22 protein-coding genes and 3 tRNA genes are annotated in these 20,112 nt (G+C 50.3%); 18 read left to right on the top strand and 7 right to left on the bottom strand.

What is annotated here, in order from left to right:
• The first annotated feature begins 116 nt into the window (after positions 1–116).
• From uvrY to EHN13_RS05245, 6 genes are all read left to right on the top strand, one after another.
• Complete coding sequence (gene uvrY, locus EHN13_RS05270; protein ID WP_124021008.1) at positions 117–773, top strand: UvrY/SirA/GacA family response regulator transcription factor; 657 nt, start codon at positions 117–119, stop codon at positions 771–773.
• Positions 770–2,602 (top strand): excinuclease ABC subunit UvrC, encoded by a 1,833-nt coding sequence (gene uvrC, locus EHN13_RS05265; protein ID WP_061068101.1) that lies wholly within the window; start codon positions 770–772, stop codon positions 2,600–2,602. The genes uvrY and uvrC overlap by 4 nt, the downstream gene beginning before the upstream one ends.
• A 55-nt stretch (positions 2,603–2,657) precedes the next feature.
• The gene (pgsA, locus tag EHN13_RS05260) at positions 2,658–3,206 is read left to right on the top strand and encodes a CDP-diacylglycerol--glycerol-3-phosphate 3-phosphatidyltransferase (RefSeq protein ID WP_003030490.1); all 549 of its coding nucleotides are present in this window, start codon (positions 2,658–2,660) and stop codon (positions 3,204–3,206) included.
• 151 nt (positions 3,207–3,357) lie between these two features.
• Positions 3,358–3,433, top strand: a tRNA-Gly gene (locus EHN13_RS05255).
• A gap of 52 nt (positions 3,434–3,485) precedes the next feature.
• Positions 3,486–3,559: transfer RNA gene (locus EHN13_RS05250), tRNA-Cys, on the top strand.
• Between the two features lie 12 nt (positions 3,560–3,571).
• Positions 3,572–3,658 (top strand) — tRNA-Leu (locus EHN13_RS05245).
• A gap of 168 nt (positions 3,659–3,826) precedes the next feature.
• Here EHN13_RS05245 and EHN13_RS05240 read toward each other — a convergent pair.
• On the bottom strand, positions 3,827–4,165 hold the full coding sequence (locus tag EHN13_RS05240; RefSeq protein WP_124021007.1) for a hypothetical protein: 339 nt from the start codon (positions 4,163–4,165) through the stop codon (positions 3,827–3,829).
• Between the two features lie 214 nt (positions 4,166–4,379).
• Here EHN13_RS05240 and EHN13_RS05235 point away from each other — a divergent pair, with 214 nt between their 5' ends.
• Entirely contained in the window at positions 4,380–4,850 is a 471-nt protein-coding gene (locus EHN13_RS05235; RefSeq protein WP_101742204.1) for an SRPBCC family protein, read from the top strand.
• Positions 4,851–4,971: 121 nt separating this feature from the next.
• Here the strand turns inward: EHN13_RS05235 and EHN13_RS05230 are convergent, their stop codons facing one another.
• On the bottom strand, positions 4,972–5,991 hold the full coding sequence (locus EHN13_RS05230; protein WP_124021006.1) for a patatin-like phospholipase family protein: 1,020 nt from the start codon (positions 5,989–5,991) through the stop codon (positions 4,972–4,974).
• 320 nt (positions 5,992–6,311) lie between these two features.
• Here EHN13_RS05230 and EHN13_RS05225 point away from each other — a divergent pair, with 320 nt between their 5' ends.
• The 4 genes from EHN13_RS05225 (at position 6,312) to EHN13_RS05210 (ending at position 8,939) form a co-directional block, all read left to right on the top strand.
• Positions 6,312–7,454, top strand: coding sequence for a transglutaminase-like domain-containing protein (locus EHN13_RS05225; protein WP_124021005.1), 1,143 nt, complete (start codon positions 6,312–6,314; stop codon positions 7,452–7,454).
• Complete coding sequence (locus EHN13_RS05220) at positions 7,432–7,788, top strand: mercuric transporter MerT family protein (protein WP_048211333.1); 357 nt, start codon at positions 7,432–7,434, stop codon at positions 7,786–7,788. Before EHN13_RS05225 ends, EHN13_RS05220 begins: the two co-directional genes overlap by 23 nt.
• Positions 7,785–8,066, top strand: coding sequence for a heavy-metal-associated domain-containing protein (locus EHN13_RS05215; RefSeq protein ID WP_048211334.1), 282 nt, complete (start codon positions 7,785–7,787; stop codon positions 8,064–8,066). Before EHN13_RS05220 ends, EHN13_RS05215 begins: the two co-directional genes overlap by 4 nt.
• Positions 8,067–8,273: 207 nt before the next feature.
• Positions 8,274–8,939: a YecA/YgfB family protein gene (locus tag EHN13_RS05210; RefSeq protein WP_048211335.1), complete on the top strand. Its 666-nt coding sequence runs from the start codon at positions 8,274–8,276 to the stop codon at positions 8,937–8,939.
• Positions 8,940–8,965: 26 nt separating this feature from the next.
• On the opposite strand, the gene tyrP is transcribed toward EHN13_RS05210, so the two are convergent.
• Positions 8,966–10,177 carry a tyrosine transporter TyrP gene (gene tyrP, locus EHN13_RS05205; protein ID WP_124021004.1) on the bottom strand — a complete coding sequence of 404 codons (1,212 nt, stop codon included), beginning with the start codon at positions 10,175–10,177 and terminating at the stop codon, positions 8,966–8,968.
• 234 nt (positions 10,178–10,411) lie between these two features.
• Between tyrP and EHN13_RS05200 the strand changes: the two genes are divergently transcribed.
• Entirely contained in the window at positions 10,412–10,651 is a 240-nt protein-coding gene (locus EHN13_RS05200) for a YecH family metal-binding protein (protein WP_005127720.1), read from the top strand.
• Between the two features lie 45 nt (positions 10,652–10,696).
• Here the strand turns inward: EHN13_RS05200 and ftnA are convergent, their stop codons facing one another.
• Together ftnA and yecR are read right to left on the bottom strand one after the other, a co-directional pair.
• Positions 10,697–11,194, bottom strand: coding sequence for a non-heme ferritin (ftnA, locus tag EHN13_RS05195; protein WP_005127719.1), 498 nt, complete (start codon positions 11,192–11,194; stop codon positions 10,697–10,699).
• Positions 11,195–11,386: 192 nt separating this feature from the next.
• Complete coding sequence (gene yecR, locus EHN13_RS05190) at positions 11,387–11,722, bottom strand: YecR family lipoprotein (protein WP_048211338.1); 336 nt, start codon at positions 11,720–11,722, stop codon at positions 11,387–11,389.
• Between the two features lie 269 nt (positions 11,723–11,991).
• Between yecR and EHN13_RS05185 the strand changes: the two genes are divergently transcribed.
• Positions 11,992–12,630: an RpiB/LacA/LacB family sugar-phosphate isomerase gene (locus EHN13_RS05185; RefSeq protein WP_124021003.1), complete on the top strand. Its 639-nt coding sequence runs from the start codon at positions 11,992–11,994 to the stop codon at positions 12,628–12,630.
• A gap of 33 nt (positions 12,631–12,663) precedes the next feature.
• On the opposite strand, the gene EHN13_RS05180 is transcribed toward EHN13_RS05185, so the two are convergent.
• On the bottom strand, positions 12,664–14,085 hold the full coding sequence (locus tag EHN13_RS05180) for an MFS transporter (RefSeq protein WP_048211339.1): 1,422 nt from the start codon (positions 14,083–14,085) through the stop codon (positions 12,664–12,666).
• A gap of 131 nt (positions 14,086–14,216) precedes the next feature.
• Here EHN13_RS05180 and EHN13_RS05175 point away from each other — a divergent pair, with 131 nt between their 5' ends.
• Positions 14,217–14,468: a DUF2766 family protein gene (locus tag EHN13_RS05175; RefSeq protein WP_005127709.1), complete on the top strand. Its 252-nt coding sequence runs from the start codon at positions 14,217–14,219 to the stop codon at positions 14,466–14,468.
• A gap of 80 nt (positions 14,469–14,548) precedes the next feature.
• Here EHN13_RS05175 and EHN13_RS05170 read toward each other — a convergent pair whose 3' ends face one another.
• On the bottom strand, positions 14,549–15,052 hold the full coding sequence (locus EHN13_RS05170) for a non-heme ferritin-like protein (RefSeq protein ID WP_048211340.1): 504 nt from the start codon (positions 15,050–15,052) through the stop codon (positions 14,549–14,551).
• A gap of 546 nt (positions 15,053–15,598) precedes the next feature.
• Here EHN13_RS05170 and EHN13_RS05165 point away from each other — a divergent pair.
• The 4 genes from EHN13_RS05165 to araH all read left to right on the top strand — a co-directional run bounded on the left by EHN13_RS05165 (position 15,599) and on the right by araH (position 20,085).
• Positions 15,599–16,156, top strand: coding sequence for a DJ-1/PfpI family protein (locus EHN13_RS05165; protein WP_124021002.1), 558 nt, complete (start codon positions 15,599–15,601; stop codon positions 16,154–16,156).
• A 318-nt stretch (positions 16,157–16,474) separates the two neighbouring features.
• Positions 16,475–17,464 (top strand): arabinose ABC transporter substrate-binding protein, encoded by a 990-nt coding sequence (locus EHN13_RS05160; RefSeq protein WP_005127705.1) that lies wholly within the window; start codon positions 16,475–16,477, stop codon positions 17,462–17,464.
• Between the two features lie 105 nt (positions 17,465–17,569).
• Positions 17,570–19,084: an L-arabinose ABC transporter ATP-binding protein AraG gene (araG, locus tag EHN13_RS05155; protein ID WP_115643238.1), complete on the top strand. Its 1,515-nt coding sequence runs from the start codon at positions 17,570–17,572 to the stop codon at positions 19,082–19,084.
• Positions 19,085–19,098: 14 nt separating this feature from the next.
• Positions 19,099–20,085, top strand: a complete 987-nt coding sequence (gene araH / locus EHN13_RS05150; RefSeq protein ID WP_048211343.1) for an arabinose ABC transporter permease AraH — start codon at positions 19,099–19,101, stop codon at positions 20,083–20,085.
• Positions 20,086–20,112: the final 27 nt, after the last annotated feature.

The raw sequence follows: 20,112 nt of genomic DNA, 5'->3' as shown, positions 1-20,112 counted from the left end.
AAACGAGAGCAAAATCGAAAGTCGGGTGTTTTTTAGATTTCAAAGTTGAGATAAAACCCGTTAACATAGGACCGATTAACTATCGGTAGCGTTATCCCTATTCTGGAGATATTCCTTTGATCAACGTTTTTCTTGTTGATGACCACGAACTGGTGCGCGCAGGGATACGACGCATTCTGGAAGATATAAAAGGCATTAAAGTTGTCGGCGAGGCGTGCTGCGGCGAAGATGCGGTCAAATGGTGCCGCACTAACGCCGTCGACGTTGTGCTGATGGACATGAATATGCCCGGTATTGGCGGTCTGGAGGCAACCCGCAAAATTGCGCGTTCCTCGGCTGACATTAAAGTGATCATGTTGACTGTTCATACCGAAAACTCATTGCCGGCAAAAGTTATGCAGGCGGGAGCCGCGGGCTATCTCAGCAAGGGGGCCGCCCCTCAGGAAGTCGTGAGCGCGATTCGTTCGGTTTTTTCCGGGCAGCGCTACATTGCTTCCGATATTGCGCAACAAATGGCGCTTAGCCAGATTGAGCCAGAGAAAACGGAAACCCCGTTTGCCAGTTTGTCTGAACGCGAGTTGCAGATTATGCTGATGATCACCAAAGGCCAGAAGGTCAATGAGATCTCAGAACAACTGAATCTTAGTCCCAAAACAGTGAACAGCTACCGCTATCGAATGTTCAGTAAATTAAACATTCATGGCGATGTGGAGCTGACTCACCTGGCAATTCGCCATGGCCTGTGTAATGCGGAGACATTAACAAGCCTGTGACCGAACAGTTCGATGCTAAAGCGTTTCTGAAAACCGTGACCAGCCAGCCTGGCGTCTATCGTATGTACGATACCGCCGGGACGGTTATCTATGTCGGTAAAGCGAAAGACCTGAAAAAACGGCTCTCCAGCTATTTCCGCAGCAATCTCGCGTCGCGTAAAACCGAAGCGCTGGTGGCACAAATTCAGCAGATTGATGTCACGGTGACGCACACCGAAACTGAAGCATTATTGCTTGAGCACAATTACATCAAGCTGTACCAGCCGCGCTATAACGTATTGCTGCGCGATGATAAATCCTATCCCTTTATTTTCCTCAGTGGCGATACCCATCCGCGTCTGGCGACGCATCGCGGCGCGAAGCATGCTAAAGGTGAATACTTTGGACCGTTTCCTAACGGTTATGCCGTCCGCGAGACGCTGGCGCTATTGCAGAAAATTTTCCCAATACGTCAGTGCGAAAATAGCGTTTATCGCAACCGTTCACGCCCGTGTTTGCAATATCAGATTGGCCGCTGCCTTGGGCCATGCGTCGCCGGTCTGGTGAGTGAAGAAGAGTACGCACAGCAGGTCGACTATGTACGGCTGTTTTTATCCGGCAAAGACGATCAGGTGTTAACGCAACTGATAACCCGGATGGAGAAGGCCAGCCAGAACCTTGAGTTTGAAGAGGCCGCACGCATCCGCGACCAAATTCAGGCGGTTCGCCGTGTCACTGAAAAACAGTTTGTTTCCAATACTGGCGACGATCTGGATGTTATCGGCGTGGCATTTGATGCCGGAATGGCCTGTGTACACGTCTTGTTCATTCGTCAGGGTAAAGTGTTAGGCAGTCGCAGCTATTTTCCTAAAGTACCAGGGGGAACGGAGCTGGGCGAGGTAGTTGAAACCTTCGTTGGGCAGTTCTATTTACAGGGTAGCCAGGTGCGTACCTTGCCCGGGGAGATCCTGCTTGATTTTAATCTTAGCGATAAGACGCTGTTGGCTGACTCTTTGTCTGAACTGGCCGGGCGGAAGATTAACGTCCAGACGAAACCGCGAGGCGATCGCGCCCGATACTTGAAGCTGGCGCGTACCAATGCGGCTACGGCGTTAACCACCAAACTTTCCCAGCAGTCCACTATTACCCAACGTCTGACGGCGCTGGCATCCGTGCTGAAACTGCCTGCGGTGAAACGCATGGAATGTTTTGACATTAGCCACACGATGGGCGAGCAGACCGTTGCCTCCTGCGTGGTTTTTGACGCTAACGGGCCGCTGCGCGCAGAGTATCGTCGCTATAACATTACGGGTATTACGCCGGGTGATGATTACGCGGCGATGAACCAGGTACTGCGTCGGCGTTACGGTAAGGCAATAGAAGAAAGTAAGATCCCGGATGTTATTTTGATCGACGGCGGTAAAGGCCAGCTAGGGCAGGCGAAAGCTGTTTTTGCTGAACTGGACGTGCCCTGGGATAAACAGCATCCTCTGTTACTGGGTGTGGCAAAAGGGGCAGATCGCAAAGCTGGCCTGGAAACCCTGTTCTTCGAACCGGAAGGTGAGGGGTTTAGCCTGCCGCCGGACTCCCCTGCGTTGCACGTTATTCAGCATATCCGCGATGAGTCTCACGATCACGCCATCAGCGGACACCGTAAAAAACGGGCGAAGGTAAAAAGCACCAGCACGCTGGAAACCATCGAAGGCGTTGGCCCTAAGCGCCGACAAATGTTGTTGAAATATATGGGGGGTTTGCAAGGGCTTCGTAACGCCAGTGTCGAAGAAATTGCAAAAGTGCCGGGTATTTCGCAAGCTCTGGCAGAAAAGATCTTCTACTCGTTGAAACATTAAGCCCTCTGTAGCAACATAGGGGTAATTTCACTGACAACAGATAGTTATCCGTCATATGCAATTTAATATCCCTACATTGCTCACGCTGTTTCGCGTCATTCTGATCCCATTCTTTGTATTGGCGTTTTATCTGCCATTCACCTGGGCTCCCTTCGTTTGTGCGCTGATTTTCTGTATCGCAGCCGTTACCGACTGGTTTGACGGTTTTCTGGCGCGCCGCTGGAACCAAAGCACACGTTTCGGGGCGTTCCTCGATCCGGTGGCAGATAAAGTCCTGGTGGCTATTGCGATGGTGCTGGTGACGGAGCACTACCACAGCTGGTGGGTGACATTGCCTGCCGCCACGATGATCGCGCGAGAAATTATCATTTCAGCGCTGCGTGAATGGATGGCAGAACTTGGCAAGCGTAGCAGCGTGGCGGTGTCGTGGATCGGTAAAGTCAAAACGACATCGCAAATGGCGGCGCTGGCATGGCTGCTGTGGCGCCCAAATATCTGGGTAGAGTATGCCGGGATTGCACTTTTCTTTGTCGCCGCGATTCTGACTTTATGGTCAATGTTCCAGTATTTGAGCGCTGCACGGGGAGATTTGCTTGATCAGTGATCGTTTCGCCGCAAATTTCAGCAAACGATCGTCAGTGGTGAAAAATATCGTTGACTCATTGCGTCAGGTAAGTAGAATGCAACGCATCGAACGGCGGCACTGATTGCCAGACGATAACAAAATCAAGTGATTAACAAAGTTACTTGGTGATGCGGGAATAGCTCAGTTGGTAGAGCACGACCTTGCCAAGGTCGGGGTCGCGAGTTCGAGTCTCGTTTCCCGCTCCAAATTTAAAACATCGGCATTTGCGGATGTTTGGCTGTAAAGCCAGAAGATTTCGGCGCGTTAGCAAAGCGGTTATGTAGCGGATTGCAAATCCGTCTAGTCCGGTTCGACTCCGGAACGCGCCTCCAATTTCTTCCCGAGCCCGGATGGTGGAATCGGTAGACACAAGGGATTTAAAATCCCTCGGCGTTCGCGCTGTGTGGGTTCAAGTCCCACTCCGGGTACCATGGGAAAGAACAGAATAATCAAAGCAATAAGCAGTGTCGTGAAACCACCTACGGGTGGTTTTTTTGTGCCTGAAACTTACTGACAGCTAATAGCGTGCGTCACAATACCCACCAATAAAGCAAAACCGCCAAAACGGCCCAGTCACCAACATGATTTAGCCCATTCGCTTATCGGCGAATAGGCGTGCTCAGCATAAACCCTCCCCGGGCCGGGTTGTTCATGAACCCATCACGGGCGGGGTTCTGGTTCTGAAAACCGCTTATTATGAGGGGATCGTTAATGCCATCCTCAATCGCAAAGGGTCTGTGGATCCGGCTACGGGCTCTGAGCGTAAACGCAAAATCATCCGCGCCGCCAATCACGATAACGCCATTGCCGGCAGCTAACGCAGCACTCAATTCTTGCTCTCGTTGAGCCTGACGTTGCAATGTGCCGGCTGCAGCAGATGAAGACGTCAACAGCAGTAGTGCAAGGACGGCGCATGAAAATACCCGTGGCAGTTTCATGATAAATACCCATAAATAATGTGGCTATTAAAGTATAGCGTTTAATGGCGCTCTAATCCGGGCGGTAAAACCATTTTCTGGCGGCTGAGGCGGTGATTCTGGAGGGCCTGGCTGTGTATTAAGCACTATAATAAAAACAGCTCACAGGTGATTATGCCTGTTCGTAGCACAGGCAGGTGCCGCAGATTTTTCACCCCATAGGGGAGAGAAGGCGATGACTGACTATCAGTTTTCCACAGTCTGGCGGGTTGAGGCTTCACTGCAGGATGTCTGGGATGTTTTCTCCCACCCGGATCAGTGGCCAGAATGGTGGAGAAGCCTTGAGCGTGTTGTTGAGATCAAGAAAGGCGATATACAGGGGGTCGGAGCGTTGCATCGTTACACCTGGAAGGGTGTACTTCCGTATCGTTTAACCTTTGATATCAATGTATTAAATATTATGCAGTACTCTCTTCTTGAAGGTGCTGCCAGCGGCGAGGTTGAAGGGCGCGGGGTATGGTCTTTTATTGATACCGGTAAGGAGACGATTGTCAGGTACGACTGGAATGTACGAACCACGATTCGCTGGATGAATATACTTGCCCCACTGGCGGCGCCGGTATTTCGCTGGAACCACGATACGGTAATGCGCGAGGGAGCGAAGGGATTAGCCCGTAAACTTGGCACCCATGTGTATATATTTTGATTCAGAACCTATCCCATCAGGGCTATTTTGCTTGCCATTTCGCCGCTGGGCAGTGCTCAAACTGTTTGCGCCAATGACGTCTGCCAGGATAGGTTTTAGTTCTCTGTTCTCAGGGGCTGTTTTATCCCTGAAAGTTAAAAATCCCGCCGTTGCTAACTAACAATGCGGCAATTTCATTTAACGTCTTGTCGAATTCCGCTGCATTTTGCAGTCCTGCGTTATGCAGCCGTTCTAAATTCTCTCGCGATGCGTTATCCAGCGTTGGATCGGCACCATATAATTCGGGTTGAAGCCTGTAATAATTCGCGTTTTTTACCGTTGAGGCGATTTGTTGTAAATAGTAGGCAGTCATCTGCGGACCGCCTTCGAGCGCGATATCGATAGCGGGTTTCGCCCAGCCAAAAGGTCCCCAGTCTTTAACCTCTGAATATGAATAACCCTGCAGCTTTTTACCGGTACCCAGAGAGACAATGATCATGTCTTTGATGCCAGCGACGTTTGAAAACTTAATCGCCTCGGAATAGGCACACAGTGCTGGATCGTTCGCCACGACACCACCATCGACCAGGACATACTTTTGCGGCAATGGGGGAAGTGAGTAAATACGCGCTGCTTCGAAGTACGTTGGTGCCGCGGAGGTACCACGTAAAACATCTCTGACCAGAAAATCCCGTTTTTTGGCTACGGCAGAGTGTTGTTTGAAGATCACAGGAAGACGACTGCTGACATCATAAGCAACAAAGCAGGTTGGTTTTAATAATTCACTCAGTTTTGTATCACCGAAGGCTGTTTTTAATACTCGCTCCAGTTCCGTTGCCGAGTATTTTTCATCACTGACACCGCCTAATGAAGTGATGTTTTTCCAAATGCCGACGTCAAAAATCTCATCGCCGTCCTGAAGATAGAAGTTGACGGCTTCCTGTGCGGAAAATTTGGGGTTTCCTGTCGCGTCGGGACACACATAGGCAGAACAGAGGATGGCACCAGTACTGGTGCCTGCAACTAAATCGAAATAATCAGCGATTCTTGCTGTTGGCTTTTTTGCTCTTTCTTGTAACTTTTTCTCCAGTGCGACTAATAGCATACCTGGCAGGATGCCTCTGATGCCACCGCCATCAATAGACAGTATTCTCATCGCCATTTTGACTTCCCCTCAGTGTATGAAACATGAAAGCGGAGGACTACATGTGGAAGTGCCTGCGTTTAAATATAGACAGGTTTTCGGCGGTCTTTCCTTAATGAGAATGAGGGATCTTCATGCCGCCATTACTGTACTTTCTCGCCGGTAAGTGGCTTAATGGCGACCACGTAGTTTCTTATTTCATTCACAGTTAACAGGTCTGTTATTGATGAATAACCTCCATCGACTCGCCTTTTTATGGAAGCGTCTGTCTGCTGTGATGATCGCCTACGGTTTGTTATTCAGCCGCCGCTCAACTCTCATAACATGGACAGACAGCAATGCAACGTCGACAATTTCTCAAAAATAGCGTTCTCCTTTCCGCCGCCGGTATAGTCGGCCCTTCGATTGTTAGCCGCACGGTCCAGGCTGCTGAGCCTGCAATCGTGCCGGTGGCACGTCGGCGCTTTGTGCTATCGCAAACGTATAAGCTCAACCCACCAAAGGGGTCGAATGGTGTCGTGAAGTTGTGGATCCCTTTGCCGGTCGATACCGCATTCCAGCAAATGACGAATCTTGCTTTTAGCGGCAATTATAAACAGGCGTACGTCACAACCAACAATGCTTATGGCGCGAAAACGTTGTTTGCCAGTTGGCCTGACTCGCAGGGAGAACTGCTGATCAAGGTTGATCTCGACATTGAGACAGCCGATTGGGAACCACTGCAACATGACGCGCTAAAAAACTGGCAAGCACCGGAACAGATTACGTATCCGCTGGATGTAAAACCGTATCTGCTGCCAACAACGCACACACCGATTGATGGGCAGGTCCTGGAAACGGCGCGTAAAATTACCGGTAATGAACAAGATCCGCTGAAAAAAGCTCGCCTGATATACGAGTGGGTGAGCAGTCATATGGAGCGTGATAATGACGTTATCGGCTGCGGAACTGGGGATGTCGCGGAGATTTTGAAAAGCGGAAAGCTCAAGGGCAAATGCACCGACATGAGCTCAGTTTTTGTCGCCCTGGCCCGAGCCAGCGGCATTCCTGCACGTGAATTGTTCGGGATTCGTCTGGGGAAAGCAAGCAAGCTGGAGCGCTACTCAAAAAGCGCATTTGGCAAAGCCGACAGTGCAGGTGTTGCTGATGTTAGCGGGGGACAGCACTGCCGTGCGGAGTTCTACCTGGCGGGTTACGGTTGGTTACCATGCGATCCGGCCGATGTGACCAAAATGCGTCTGGCGGAGAAAAAAACGCATCAGGATGCGGACGTCCAGGCAGTGAATACCTATCTGTTTGGCAACTGGGAAATGAACTGGGTTGGCTTCAACTATGGTCGTGACTTTGAACTGTACCCAGCTACTGAGCAGGGAGCGATGAACAACTTTGGTTATCCTTATGCTGAAGTAGACGGTGACCCCATCAATTTCTATGACCCGAAAGCGTTCTCTTACCACTATGTCGCAACAGAACAACGCTAAAGGGGCGGGATTGACCCTGCTGACGGCCGCCGCGGCTGCCGTCACGGCTGGCTTATGTTGCGTCGGACCGCTGCTGTATCTGCTGTTTGGTATTTCGGCGGCGAGCTTTGCCGTGTTCACTCAGTTTGAGTTTCTGCGCGTTCCTCTGATGTTGCTGTCCTTAGGGCTATTATTACGCGTTTTCTGGCGACTCTACTTTTCTAAAAAGCTATGGTGTTCCGGATGGCTGTCCCTGAAGCAAGCGCGCGTTCTTTACTGGTGTGCGTTGGCGCTGATTCTGCCCGTGTTGTTTTACCCCACGATCGTGGCCTGGTTTTATGAGGTGTTTGAGTGAAGATTATTACGTTAATCGCATGTTTGCTGTTGCCATTGTGGACTCAGGCTGCCAATCAGAAAGTGGTGCTGGATATCCAAAATATGACCTGCTCGTTATGTGTCATTTCGGTCAATCAGGCGTTACGTGAAACTGATGGGGTGATTAAAGCCAAATCTTCGCTCAAGACCCGGCAGGCAGAGGCTATCGTCCCGGAGGGATTTTCTACCGATACGCTACTTAACGCGGTGGCGAAAACGGGATATACCGCAACGTTGAACCGTATTGAGCCACAATAAACCACCTTCGGGTGGTTTTGTTCTGTTTTCCGCGTATGATGCCCGGCGGCTGATGCTCCCTTTTGTGCGTTAACTACCGGAATTCCCCTCGTTTCCTGTTAACCTGAATTGGCGGTACCTGTAAGCCGCTCATGCCCATTTGGATCTGCTATCCCACCAGCCATGTAAGATAATCACAGGCAAGAATTTTTACTAAGGAAAAGCGTTATGAAAACGGGACCACTAAACGAGAGCGAGCTGGAATGGCTGGATGATGTGCTGACTAAGTACAATACGGACAAGTCTATTCTGGATGTGTCAGAGCTGGATGGCTTACTGACGGCGGTGCTCAGTTCACCGTATGAGATCGAGCCGGAGCAGTGGCTGGTCGCTATCTGGGGCGGTGCACAGTATGTTCCGCGCTGGTCCTCCGAAAAAGAAATGGCGCGTTTTATGAATCTGGCGTTCCAGCATATGGCGGATACGGCCGATCGTCTGGATGAGTTCCCGGAGCAGTTTGAACCGCTGTTCGGCCTGCGGGAAATTGAAGAGCATGAGCTGACTATTGTAGAAGAGTGGTGCTTTGGCTATATGCGAGGCGTCGCGTTGTCGGATTGGTCAACGCTACCTGATTCACTGAAACCCGCTCTCGATGCTATTGCGCTACACGGGACAGAAGAAAACTTCGAGGTGGTAGAGAAACTGACGCCAGAGGCATTTGAAGCGAGCGTCGATGCCATCCGCCTGGCTGCGCTGGACCTGCATGCTTACTGGATGGCGCATCCTCAGGAAACGCCAGTCAAAGTACCGGTGAAAGTGGATGCCAAAGTAGGGCGCAATGACCCTTGTCCCTGTGGCAGCGGCAAGAAATATAAGCAGTGCTGTTTGCATTAACAGAAAGGGGCGAAAGCCCCTTTGTTTTAACCCACTTCTGGTAGTAATCCTGCTGCAATAGAAAACTGTACTGCTATCACCACAATGCCGCACAGAAATACCAGTGCCAGCGCCGGAGCACCGCCGGCTACGCGGTAGTTTGCCTGTGGATTGTGCTTTCTGCTCCGCCAGGCCAGCATGGAGGGGATCAACAGAGCCAAAACGGCCAGAGCAACGCCTGCATATCCCAGCGCCATGACAAAACCTCGCGGATAGAAAAGAGCAAATGCCAGCGGTGGCAGGAACGTCACGACGCCAGTTTGCATTCTGCCGGCCACAGTATTACGGCGTTGAAAGAGATCTGCCAGGTAATCAAATAACCCCAGTGCGACACCGAGGAAAGAGGTTGCCAGTGCGAGGTCGGCAAACAGATGCACCGCCAGTTCGACGTGCGGCGAAGCCACGACTTCACGTAATGCCTGTAACAAACCGTTTAAGCCAGCGTGATTGGCTAAAAGTCCCATAAATGTTGACGAGTTAATGCTACCGAGCGTGGCCAGTTGCCAGAAAATATAGGCTACTAACGGGATGGCGCTACCGCTGATAAACACCCAGCGTAGTTTACGGATGTTGCCGTTCATATAGCTGACGATGCTGGGCACGCTACCGTGAAAACCAAATGAGGTAAAAATAACCGGGATCGCGGAAAGCGCCAGGCCTTGTTGAAGCGGCAGGGTAAGCAAGTTCACCTTATGAATATGCGGCATCAACAGCGCGAGCATTACCACCAGGAAGATGATTTTGGCGCTGAACAACAGACGATTGAATAAATCAACCAGTGAAGTCCCGACGCATACCACGCCACCGGCAACAAAGGTGAACAGCAATACGCCTGTGGTGGGCGAGATGCTGGTTCCGGTCCAGTCGCTGATGCTGGAGGCCAGCAGCTCGCCTGCACCACTGATGTAGGCGGCGGTCAGGGCATACATCAAGAACATCATGCTAAAGCCCGTTACCCACTGCCCGTATCGACCCAGATAGCGTTTTGCCAGTGTGCCAAGCCCGGTGTCTGCCGGTACATGCTGGTACACTTCAAGTAGCAACAGCGCGGTGTAGCACATCAGGGCCCATAACCCAACCAACAACACCAGCGTGACGCTAAACCCCACGCCTGCCGCCGCCAGCGGCATTGCCAACATACCGGCACCAATCGTGGTTCCCGCCACGATAAAAATACTACCCAGGGTTCTGTTTTTCACGCTTTCCTCTGTCCCAGAGATAATCAACGGTTATATCTGCGGCGCAGGTTAAGGCATAACGCTATTTTCGTCAAATCACCGTTACAAATGCTGTATATTAATGTTTACAGATGTTTGGGGATTAAGATGTATTAAAAATAATATTTATCTGCTCTCTGCCCGCATAAACCTGCGTTAGCGCAAAGCAGCGTTGTACGGTTCACATTAGGCTACGGGCTTTATTGAGGAGGTAGTATGGAATCTATTCACGGTCACGAGGTGCTCAACATGATGATTGAATCTGGTGAGCAGTATTCACATGCCAGCCTTGAGGCGGCAATTACCGCGCGTTTTGGTGAGCAGGCACGTTTTCACACCTGTTCAGCAGAAGGCATGACGGCGGGTGAGCTGGTCGCGTTTTTAGCGGCGAAGGGGAAGTTTATTGCCAAAGAAGACGGCTTCTCTACGCATGAAAGCAAGATCTGCCGTCACTAAGATTCTCGAATAACGGTGGCAAACAGCCACCGTTACCCAACAACATTAATTCTGTGTATCAAGGGTTGCCAGTTCTTTATCGATGAAATAAAGACCTTCGCCACTTTTACCGGCCAGCGATAACTTATCGATGACAGATTTAAATAACTTCTCTTCTTCGTGCTGCTCAGCAACATACCATTGCAGGAAATTAAAGGTCGGATAATCCTGGTGGGTCATTGCCGCATGCGCCAGTTCATTAATTTTCTGCGTGATCAATTGTTCGTGCTCATAGGTTACACGGAACAGCTCATCCAGGGACGCATATTCTGCAAACGGTGAAGAAACAGTATTAATACGCGGCAGGCTGCCGGTATCCGTCAGGTAATCGAACAGACGCTGCATGTGCGTCATTTCTTCCTGGGCGTGGCGACGCAGAAACGCGGCGGCACCTTCGAAGCTGTGATAGCTGCACCACGCACTCATCTGTTGGTAGAGCAGGGATGAATATAATTCAAGATTCATTTGCTCATTCAGTTTGTCGATCATTTCTGTTTTCAGCATGGTTCTGCTCCACGAACGTTATTATATATTGACGTGGCGCCACTATAATTTGTTATTTAATTATTTGCAAAAGGTAAAATAATAAATTTATTTATTAAAAATGCGAATGGGAATAAAACGCATTAACGCTATTAAATTGATGATATAAATAAAAATAGAATAGATGACCAGCAGATGTGCTGGTCGGAATGATTAATAATGGAAAGTGGAAGTTTGTGGTACGGCAACACCGTGACACTGCCAGGACAGCGTGATTTTGGTATTCAAACACAGAGAACCCGCATAAACGCTGCAGGTCGCAACCGGCTGGCCAAATCCGACTGCACTGGCATAACCCATGCGCTGACATGCTTTTGTCGCCGTTCCCTGAGCAACATAGTCGTCGGTACGTGCTGTTTGTAGCATGGCCTGGTTGTAAGTCAGACGAACCACGCCGGTAATGCTGCTGGCTTCGCTGACCTGAGCCTGTCTGGTGATGGTGCATCCCGTCAGCATGAGCGGTAAGAGGGCAAGAATAAAGGTCTTCATGAAATCGCTCTGAAAAATCGGTGATACGCTATCCTGACATACATCACGGCTAATCAATGGCCTGAATAGCCAGAAGATCACCTGTGATTAATCGCAACGACCCCCTGTTTATGAGTCAATTCTGAAGGCTGGCGTAAAAACCGTGAGCATCTCGATATTTTATGAAACTTAATTTCATAAAATTTGAAAGCTGATTTGCTAAATAGTAATGTGGCTGAAATGTCATGACTTACGGCGGGCCCCCCGCGACGCATTCAGGAGAATACACAATGAAAATTGCATTGATGATGGAAAACAGCCAGGCAAGCAAAAACGCGATCATTCACCATGAGCTTAAGTCTGTCGCGGATGAAAAGGGTTTTCCGGTATTCAACGTCGGGATGAGCGACGAAAATGATCACCATCTGACTTACATCCATTTAGGGATTATGGCCAGCATTCTGCTCAATTCAAAAGCGGTTGATTTCGTTGTCACGGGCTGCGGTACGGGTCAGGGGGCCATGATGTCACTGAATATTCACCCGGGCGTGGTGTGTGGCTACTGCCTTGATCCCGCGGATGCGTTCCTGTTTGCGCAGATCAACAACGGTAATGCGTTCTCGCTGGCCTTTGCGAAAGGGTTTGGCTGGGGGGCTGAACTGAACGTCCGGTATATGTTTGAAAAAGCGTTTACCGGTCGTAATGGTGAAGGTTATCCGCCGGAGCGGAAAGACCCGCAGGTGCGTAATGCGGGGATTTTAAACCAGGTGAAAGCGGCAGTAGTAAAAGAAAATTATCTTGATACCCTGCGCGCTATCGATCCTGAACTGGTGAAGACCGCCGTTTCAGGCCCACGTTTCCAGCAGTGTTTCTTTGAAAACTGTCAGGATAAAGCGATCGAAGCCTTTGTCCGTGAAGTTATTGGCTAAACCCGGTTGGCCCGATGGCGCGAACTATCGGGCTTATCGACGCTTATTTGACACTGCGCTTCCCGCATCGCGGGTAAGGCGCAGGGTATCAACCATTCCTATCAGGCAAATCATGGCGATAGCGACGAATGCCAGCCGGAAACTGATGCCGGGTATCGCACCCAGTGACAACCATTCACTCACTTGATCCCCGATACGGATCCCGATAGCCGCCAACGAAATCCCTAATCCAACAGCCAGTTGCGTCGCTGTACTAAACAGCGTATTGGCATAGCTCATCTGCGATGCAGGAACATCCGCAAATGCCAACGTGCTGACACCGGTAAACTGAATTGAGCGAAAAACGCCGCCCAGATACAGCACCAGTAATATTACCCATACGGGAGTTTGCGGCGTGATCAGCGCACACGCCAATAGCGCCAGCACATTAAGCGCACCGTTTATCAACAGCAGCTTTTTAAAGCCTAACCAGCGTATTAACGGCGTAGTAGCGGGTTTAATCGTTAGGTTGCCAACAAACACGGCCAACACCAGCGAACCGGCATGGAAAGCATTCATACCAAACCCAACCTGAAACATCAGTGGCAACAGAAAGGGTACCGCGCTGATAGAGGCACGAAACAGCGAGCCTCCGTACATCGTGACACGAAATGTAGGCACGCGCATGGCATCCAGACGAATCATCGGCCATGCGGATTGGCGAAAATGATGCAGGGCAAACAGGAACGTGGCTATTCCAAGTGCCAGAAGTCCCGCGGTTAACCAGCCCTGCGGCTGTTGGGTTCCCAGCAGTTCCATCGCATATACCAGACTGACCATCGCGACCGATGTGGCAATAAAACCGGGAAAATCGAACGGGCGTCGCTCGTCATCATGAATATCCGGGATAAAACGCAGCGCCAGCGCAATCGCCAGCAACCCCAGCGGCACATTAATGAAGAAGATCCAGCGCCAGTTGGCGTAACTGGTAATAAATCCGCCCAGGGGGGGGCCAATTATTGGGGCCACTAAGGCAGGCCAGGTCAGGGTGGCGATTGCGGTGATTAACTGGTGTTTAGGCGTGGTACGCAGAACGGCGAGGCGGCCGACCGGCACCATCAGTGCCCCCCCGACACCCTGTAAAATGCGCATTGCCACAAAGCCTTCAATGCTGGTGGCGAGTCCACATAAGACTGAGGCGAAGGTAAAGATCGCCAGTGCCAGGGTAAATACTTTTCGGGCACCAAAACGATCGGCAATCCAGCCACTGGCAGGGATGAGAACCGCCAGCGTAATCAGATAAGCACTGATGCCGATGTTCAGATCAACGGCCTGCACGCCGAAACTTTTTGCCATATCGGGTAGGGCCGTCGCAATCACCGTGCCATCGATGAACTCCATAAAGAAGGCCCCGGCGACCAGTAGTGCAGCCGGAGAAAGACCCCGCTTATTCTCAACCGCTAAATGTTCACTCATGTTGTGCTTGCCATCTCAAACGAAATTAACTGGGTCTGTTTTTTTATTTTCAGCGCGGTTGTACTGCTTGCACCGCTACCGTTTCGAGCGCTGAATAGGTACTATGACGACCTTTCTATAAGGAGCTCACTATGTCCCAAACACTGAATGCCGATCAGGAACTGCTCTCGGACGTTGTTGCCTGCCAGTTGGTTATCAAGCAAATTCTGGATGTTATTGATGTTATTGCCCCGGTAGAAGTTCGGGAAAAAATGTCCAGTCAACTGAAAAGCATCGACTTTTCCAGTCATCCCGCGGGCGCTGATCCCGTTACGATGCGCGCAATTCAAAAAGCGGTTGCGTTGATCGAGCTGAAATTCACTCCGCAGAATGAGTCTCACTAAAATAAACCGTTGTTTCAGGTTTTAGAAAGGTTTTTTTACGCCTCTCAGAACGGGAGGCGCAGATTTGTCGCGATCGGACTTCAGTGATGTTGGTAGTTTACGACGTTTAGCAAATGCTTATCCGTTTGCGCCATACACAGCCCAGCACGTTTAGCGCTACGAACTTCATCAAGAATCGTTTGTAGCAGCACGCCATCCTGCTGCTGTTCTTTTTCCAGATCATGAAGAAAATCAACGGTTGGTGCGTCGTTCAACGCTTCTGCTTCATCCGTCAGACGTGACAGCGTACGAGAACGCTGCTGATAATCTTCCAGCGTTTTCTGAAACAGCTCTTCAAGGGACGTTAGGTCATCACCGGGAACATCGATGGCTTTGACGATGGGGTTAGCCCCTGCGTTTTTCATAAAATTAAACATACGCATCATTTGCGTCACGTTACCCTGCGCCTGAGTGCGCAGAAACGTCGCGGTGCCTGTCAGGCTGTGTTCGTAGCACCATTCACTGAGGTGAAGGTAGAGATTCGATGCGTAAAACTCAAGGTTCATTTGCGTGTTGAGTTTGTGCACAATTCCAACTGCAGCCATATCAATATCCTTATTTCCAGAAAAGAGAAGTACGTCACCAACGCCAGTACAACGGGCTGCCGTTGCACTTCACATCTACGTACGAGTAATACTGTTAGCAGAATAAATCCGTTCCGCCGGTCCTTTAGATGATCGCGAATTATATCCGCTTCCGATCGTGAATCAGCATAGCGCGTGCCTGGTATCAAGAAAATCCTTAAAACCACCTATTTATGTTTTTTTACATATTGGCATAACAATATGTTTAGCCATGCCGTTTTTGTATATAAGCGATATGAATATAATTATCTGATTTATAATGTATTTATGTAAAATAAAGAAAGTGAAATGCTGTTTCAAGTCTCAAAATTAAATTTCAGGCCGCGGTATTCTATGACGTCTGGTGATTATCACCGCTGGTTTTGATGCGAACTTCCCGGTGAAGTGATGTGTCTGGAAATTATCTGCAACCTAATTTCTTGCGCCAGATCAGTTTTAATAAATTTAACGGAATGAATTATTCGGCATTTGTTGTTGGATATCGGTGGATAAATCGAGGAGTTGTATATGAAGAAGGTGGCGGTGTTGCTGGCACCCGGTTTTGAAGAGGCTGAAGCCATTGTTACTATTGATATTCTACGTCGCCTGCAAATTGAGGTTGAGACGCTGGCCTGCGCTGAGTCTCGTGCGGTGGTGAGCTATCATGACGTGCCGATGGTGACCGACAGTACGCTGGAGGCCCGTCGGGATGCCTTCTACGACGCGATCGTGTTGCCAGGGGGACCACAGGGTAGCGTAAATCTTGCCGCCAGCGCTGCAGTCGTCCAGTTTGTCGCTCGTCATGACGATGCAGGAAAACTGATTTGCCCGGTTTGTTCGGCAGCCGCGCGGGTGCTGGCGGGTAATGGGTTGCTGAAAGGACGGCGCTACGTGTGTTCAGGTGAGCTGTGGCAAACCATCACCGACGGCGAGTATGTCGATGCGCCTGTTGTTGAAGATGGCGATCTTATCAGTGGCAAAGGGCTGGGCCATATTTTTGATTTTGCGTTTACGCTTTCTGCGCGTCTGTTAGAAGACGATCTCCCTGTTCGCGATCACGCTGACCATATTTATTACCCCTGGTAATCATTGGACTCCCGGATGTTTCGATATTCGGGAACAAGGATTCACTGGCTGATGTTATGGATTAATCTGCTATTTCTCATTTTCCCTATTCTGAAAATTGAGTTTTTTTATGTCATTTCCCGCTGAATTTATGTACGCAACTACTGTAATTCCAGGGTGTGATGCCGCTCTCTTATGGAGAATCAATTTCCCGCTAAAAATACTCTCAGCACTGGCATTGATCTTATCAATAAAAGGTAATGCCTTGTTTTACGTCCGGATTACAAAAAATCGTTTGATTTTACCCTACATAAAAGAACGTTAAAGCTGGAGTTAACCATGCACAAATTCACTAAAGCGCTGGCGGCCATTGGTCTGGCTGCCATTATGTCACAATCCGCTATCGCTGAATCCATGAAGCTCGGTTTCCTGGTCAAACAACCGGAAGAGCCCTGGTTCCAGACAGAGTGGAAGTTTGCTGATAAAGCCGGTAAAGACCTTGGGTTTGAGGTGATTAAAATTGCCGTTCCAGACGGCGAGAAAACCCTGAATGCTATCGACAGCCTGGCGGCAAGCGGGGCAAAAGGATTTGTAATTTGTACGCCGGACCCAAAACTTGGGCCTGCTATTATGGCAAAGGCGCGTGGCTATGACATGAAAGTCATCGCGGTTGACGATCAGTTCGCCAATGCGAAAGGTAAGCCGATGGATACTGTGCCATTGGTGATGATGGCAGCAACCAAAATTGGTGAACGCCAGGGCCAGGAACTGTACAAAGAAATGCAGAAACGTGGCTGGGATGTGAAATCTTCCGCTGTAATGGCGATTACCGCAAACGAACTGGATACCGCGCGCCGTCGTACATCGGGTTCGATGGAAGCGCTTAAAGCTGCAGGCTTCCCGGAAAAACAGATCTACCAGGTCCCAACCAAATCGAATGATATCCCGGGCGCATTCGACGCCGCAAACTCCATGCTGGTGCAGCATCCTGAAGTTAAACACTGGCTGATTGTCGGTATGAACGACAACACTGTGCTGGGTGGCGTGCGTGCTACCGAAGGGCAGGGGTTTAAAGCTGCAAACGTGATTGGTATCGGTATTAACGGTGTTGATGCAATTAGCGAACTCTCCAAAGCGGAAGCCACCGGATTCTACGGTTCACTGCTGCCTAGCCCGGACGTTCACGGTTATAAATCCAGTGAAATGCTCTACAACTGGGTCACCAAAGGCGCAGAACCGCCAGTGTTTACTGAAGTTACCGATGTGGTGTTGATTACTCGCGACAACTTCAAAGAAGAACTGGCGAAAAAAGGCTTAGGCGGCAAATAACTCAACTGCCGTAAAACGATCTTATCCGGCCTACAAATAACGCCCTTCGTAGGCCGGATAAGGCTACGCCGCCATCAGGCAACCGTTTAGATCCACGGAGACGTTATGCAACAGTCTACCCCGTATCTCTCATTTCACGGCATCGGCAAAACCTTCCCTGGCGTAAAAGCGCTGACGGATATTAGTTTCGACTGCTATGCCGGTCAGGTGCATGCACTGATGGGTGAAAATGGTGCCGGGAAATCAACATTATTAAAAATTCTCAGCGGTAACTACGCGCCAACCACGGGATCTATAGCGATCCGCGGACAGGAGGTTTCGTTTGCGGACACAACCACTGCGCTGAATGCCGGTGTCGCCATTATTTACCAGGAATTGCATCTGGTGCCGGAAATGACCGTCGCCGAGAACATCTACTTAGGCCAGCTTCCGCATAAGGGTGGGATTGTGAACCGCTCGTTGTTGAACTACGAGGCGGGGCTGCAGTTAAAGCATCTGGGAATGGATATCGATCCTGATATTCCGTTGAAGTATCTCTCCATCGGTCAGTGGCAAATGGTGGAGATTGCTAAGGCGCTGGCGCGTAATGCCAAGATTATCGCTTTTGATGAACCCACCAGCTCTCTTTCCGCCAGGGAGATTGACAATCTGTTTCGCGTAATTCGTGAGCTACGCAATGAGGGCCGCATCATTCTGTACGTTTCGCACCGCATGGAGGAGATTTTCGCCCTCAGCGATGCCATAACGGTGTTTAAGGATGGCCAGTACGTCAAAACGTTTACGGATATGCAGCAGGTTGATCACGACGCACTGGTACAGGCGATGGTGGGGCGTGATCTTGGGGACATCTATGGCTGGAAAGCCAGACCTTATGGCGCGGAGCGTCTGCGTCTGCATGAGGTAAAAGCGCCAGGCGTGCGTACTCCGATCAGCTTATCGGTGCGTAGCGGCGAAATCGTCGGACTGTTCGGCCTGGTTGGTGCCGGACGTAGCGAATTAATGAAAGGTCTGTTTGGCGGGACGCGTATCACACAGGGCCAGGTGTTTATTGACGAACAAGCGATAGATATCCGCAAACCCAGTCACGCCATTGAAGCAGGCATGATGCTGTGTCCGGAGGATCGCAAAGCCGAAGGGATCATCCCGGTCCATTCGGTACGCAACAACATCAATATTAGTGCGCGCCGTAAACATGTTACGGGGGGATGTCTGATCAACAACGGCTGGGAAGAGACCAATGCTGACCATCATATCCGTTCACTCAACATTAAAACGCCGGGTGCAGAGCAACTGATCATGAACCTCTCTGGCGGTAATCAGCAAAAGGCCATTCTGGGGCGTTGGTTATCGGAAGAGATGAAAGTGATTTTGCTGGATGAGCCCACCCGCGGCATTGATGTTGGAGCGAAACATGAAATTTATAACGTGATTTATGCCCTGGCTGCGCGCGGTGTTGCCGTGCTGTTTGCCTCCAGTGACCTGCCGGAAGTTCTTGGTGTCGCCGACCGCATTGTGGTGATGAGAGAAGGTGAGATCGCAGGTGAATTACTTCATGAACAGGCGGATGAACGCCAGGCGTTGAGCCTTGCTATGCCTAAAGTCAGCCAGGCAGTCGCCTGAATAAGGAGAATATGATGTCTTCCGTTTCTACATCGGGTTCAGGCGCTGCGAAGTCGGCGCTAAATCTTGGCCGAATTTGGGATCAGTACGGGATGCTGGTGGTGTTTGCCGTATTGTTCCTGGTTTGCGCTATTTTTGTGCCAAACTTTGCGACGTTCATCAACATGAAGGGGCTGGGACTGGCGGTATCTATGTCGGGTATGGTTGCGTGCGGGATGTTATTTTGCCTGGCATCCGGCGATTTTGACCTCTCGGTAGCGTCCGTTATTGCCTGCGCAGGGGTGACGACGGCAGTGGTCATTAATATGACCGAAAGCCTGTGGATTGGCGTGGCGGCAGGGTTGTTGCTCGGCGTTCTGTGCGGTCTGGTGAATGGTTTCGTGATTGCACGCTTAAAAATTAACGCGTTGATCACGACGCTCGCCACCATGCAAATTGTTCGTGGTCTGGCCTACATTATCTCCGACGGTAAAGCTGTGGGAATCGAAGACGAGCGCTTCTTTACGCTTGGCTATGCCAACTGGTTAGGACTGCCGGCACCGATCTGGTTAACCGTGGGCTGTTTTATTATTTTTGGCCTGTTGTTGAATAAAACCACGTTTGGTCGTAATACGCTGGCGATTGGGGGCAATGAGGAAGCGGCTCGTCTGGCTGGGGTGCCGGTCGTTCGCACTAAGATTATTATCTTTATTCTCTCCGGTCTGGTATCCGCCGTGGCGGGGATTATCCTGGCATCACGTATGACCAGCGGCCAGCCAATGACCTCTATCGGCTATGAGCTGATCGTGATTTCTGCCTGTGTGTTAGGCGGCGTTTCGCTCAAAGGCGGTATCGGAAAAATCTCATATGTCGTCGCAGGGGTGTTGATTCTGGGGACGGTCGAGAACGCGATGAACCTGCTGAATATCTCTCCATTCGCACAGTATGTGGTACGAGGTTTGATCCTGCTGGCGGCGGTGATCTTCGACCGCTACAAACAAAAAGCTAAGCGTACTGTTTGATGATTTAAATCCCAACTTTTTAGTCTA

This window comes from Citrobacter youngae (assembly GCF_003818115.1).
Classification (GTDB): Bacteria; Pseudomonadota; Gammaproteobacteria; order Enterobacterales; family Enterobacteriaceae; genus Citrobacter; species Citrobacter youngae.
The sequence above is the reverse complement of the archived record's forward strand: the minus strand, read 5'-3'. Positions and strand labels throughout refer to the sequence as shown.

Bases quoted from the DNA above. Each gene is read 5' to 3' on its own strand.
- EHN13_RS05165 (WP_124021002.1), top strand. From the start codon at position 15,599: ATGAAGAAGGTGGCGGTGTTGCTGGCACCCGGTTTTGAAGAGGCTGAA.
- EHN13_RS05175 (WP_005127709.1), top strand. From the start codon at position 14,217: ATGTCCCAAACACTGAATGCCGATCAGGAACTGCTCTCGGACGTTGTT.
- EHN13_RS05185 (WP_124021003.1), top strand. From the start codon at position 11,992: ATGAAAATTGCATTGATGATGGAAAACAGCCAGGCAAGCAAAAACGCG.
- EHN13_RS05170 (WP_048211340.1), bottom strand. From the start codon at position 15,052: ATGGCTGCAGTTGGAATTGTGCACAAACTCAACACGCAAATGAACCTT.
- ftnA (WP_005127719.1), bottom strand. From the start codon at position 11,194: ATGCTGAAAACAGAAATGATCGACAAACTGAATGAGCAAATGAATCTT.
- EHN13_RS05240 (WP_124021007.1), bottom strand. From the start codon at position 4,165: ATGAAACTGCCACGGGTATTTTCATGCGCCGTCCTTGCACTACTGCTG.
- EHN13_RS05210 (WP_048211335.1), top strand. From the start codon at position 8,274: ATGAAAACGGGACCACTAAACGAGAGCGAGCTGGAATGGCTGGATGAT.
- EHN13_RS05200 (WP_005127720.1), top strand. From the start codon at position 10,412: ATGGAATCTATTCACGGTCACGAGGTGCTCAACATGATGATTGAATCT.
- EHN13_RS05220 (WP_048211333.1), top strand. From the start codon at position 7,432: ATGTCGCAACAGAACAACGCTAAAGGGGCGGGATTGACCCTGCTGACG.
- araH (WP_048211343.1), top strand. From the start codon at position 19,099: ATGTCTTCCGTTTCTACATCGGGTTCAGGCGCTGCGAAGTCGGCGCTA.
- araG (WP_115643238.1), top strand. From the start codon at position 17,570: ATGCAACAGTCTACCCCGTATCTCTCATTTCACGGCATCGGCAAAACC.
- EHN13_RS05235 (WP_101742204.1), top strand. From the start codon at position 4,380: ATGACTGACTATCAGTTTTCCACAGTCTGGCGGGTTGAGGCTTCACTG.
- EHN13_RS05160 (WP_005127705.1), top strand. From the start codon at position 16,475: ATGCACAAATTCACTAAAGCGCTGGCGGCCATTGGTCTGGCTGCCATT.
- EHN13_RS05225 (WP_124021005.1), top strand. From the start codon at position 6,312: ATGCAACGTCGACAATTTCTCAAAAATAGCGTTCTCCTTTCCGCCGCC.
- pgsA (WP_003030490.1), top strand. From the start codon at position 2,658: ATGCAATTTAATATCCCTACATTGCTCACGCTGTTTCGCGTCATTCTG.
- EHN13_RS05180 (WP_048211339.1), bottom strand. From the start codon at position 14,085: ATGAGTGAACATTTAGCGGTTGAGAATAAGCGGGGTCTTTCTCCGGCT.
- yecR (WP_048211338.1), bottom strand. From the start codon at position 11,722: ATGAAGACCTTTATTCTTGCCCTCTTACCGCTCATGCTGACGGGATGC.
- EHN13_RS05230 (WP_124021006.1), bottom strand. From the start codon at position 5,991: ATGGCGATGAGAATACTGTCTATTGATGGCGGTGGCATCAGAGGCATC.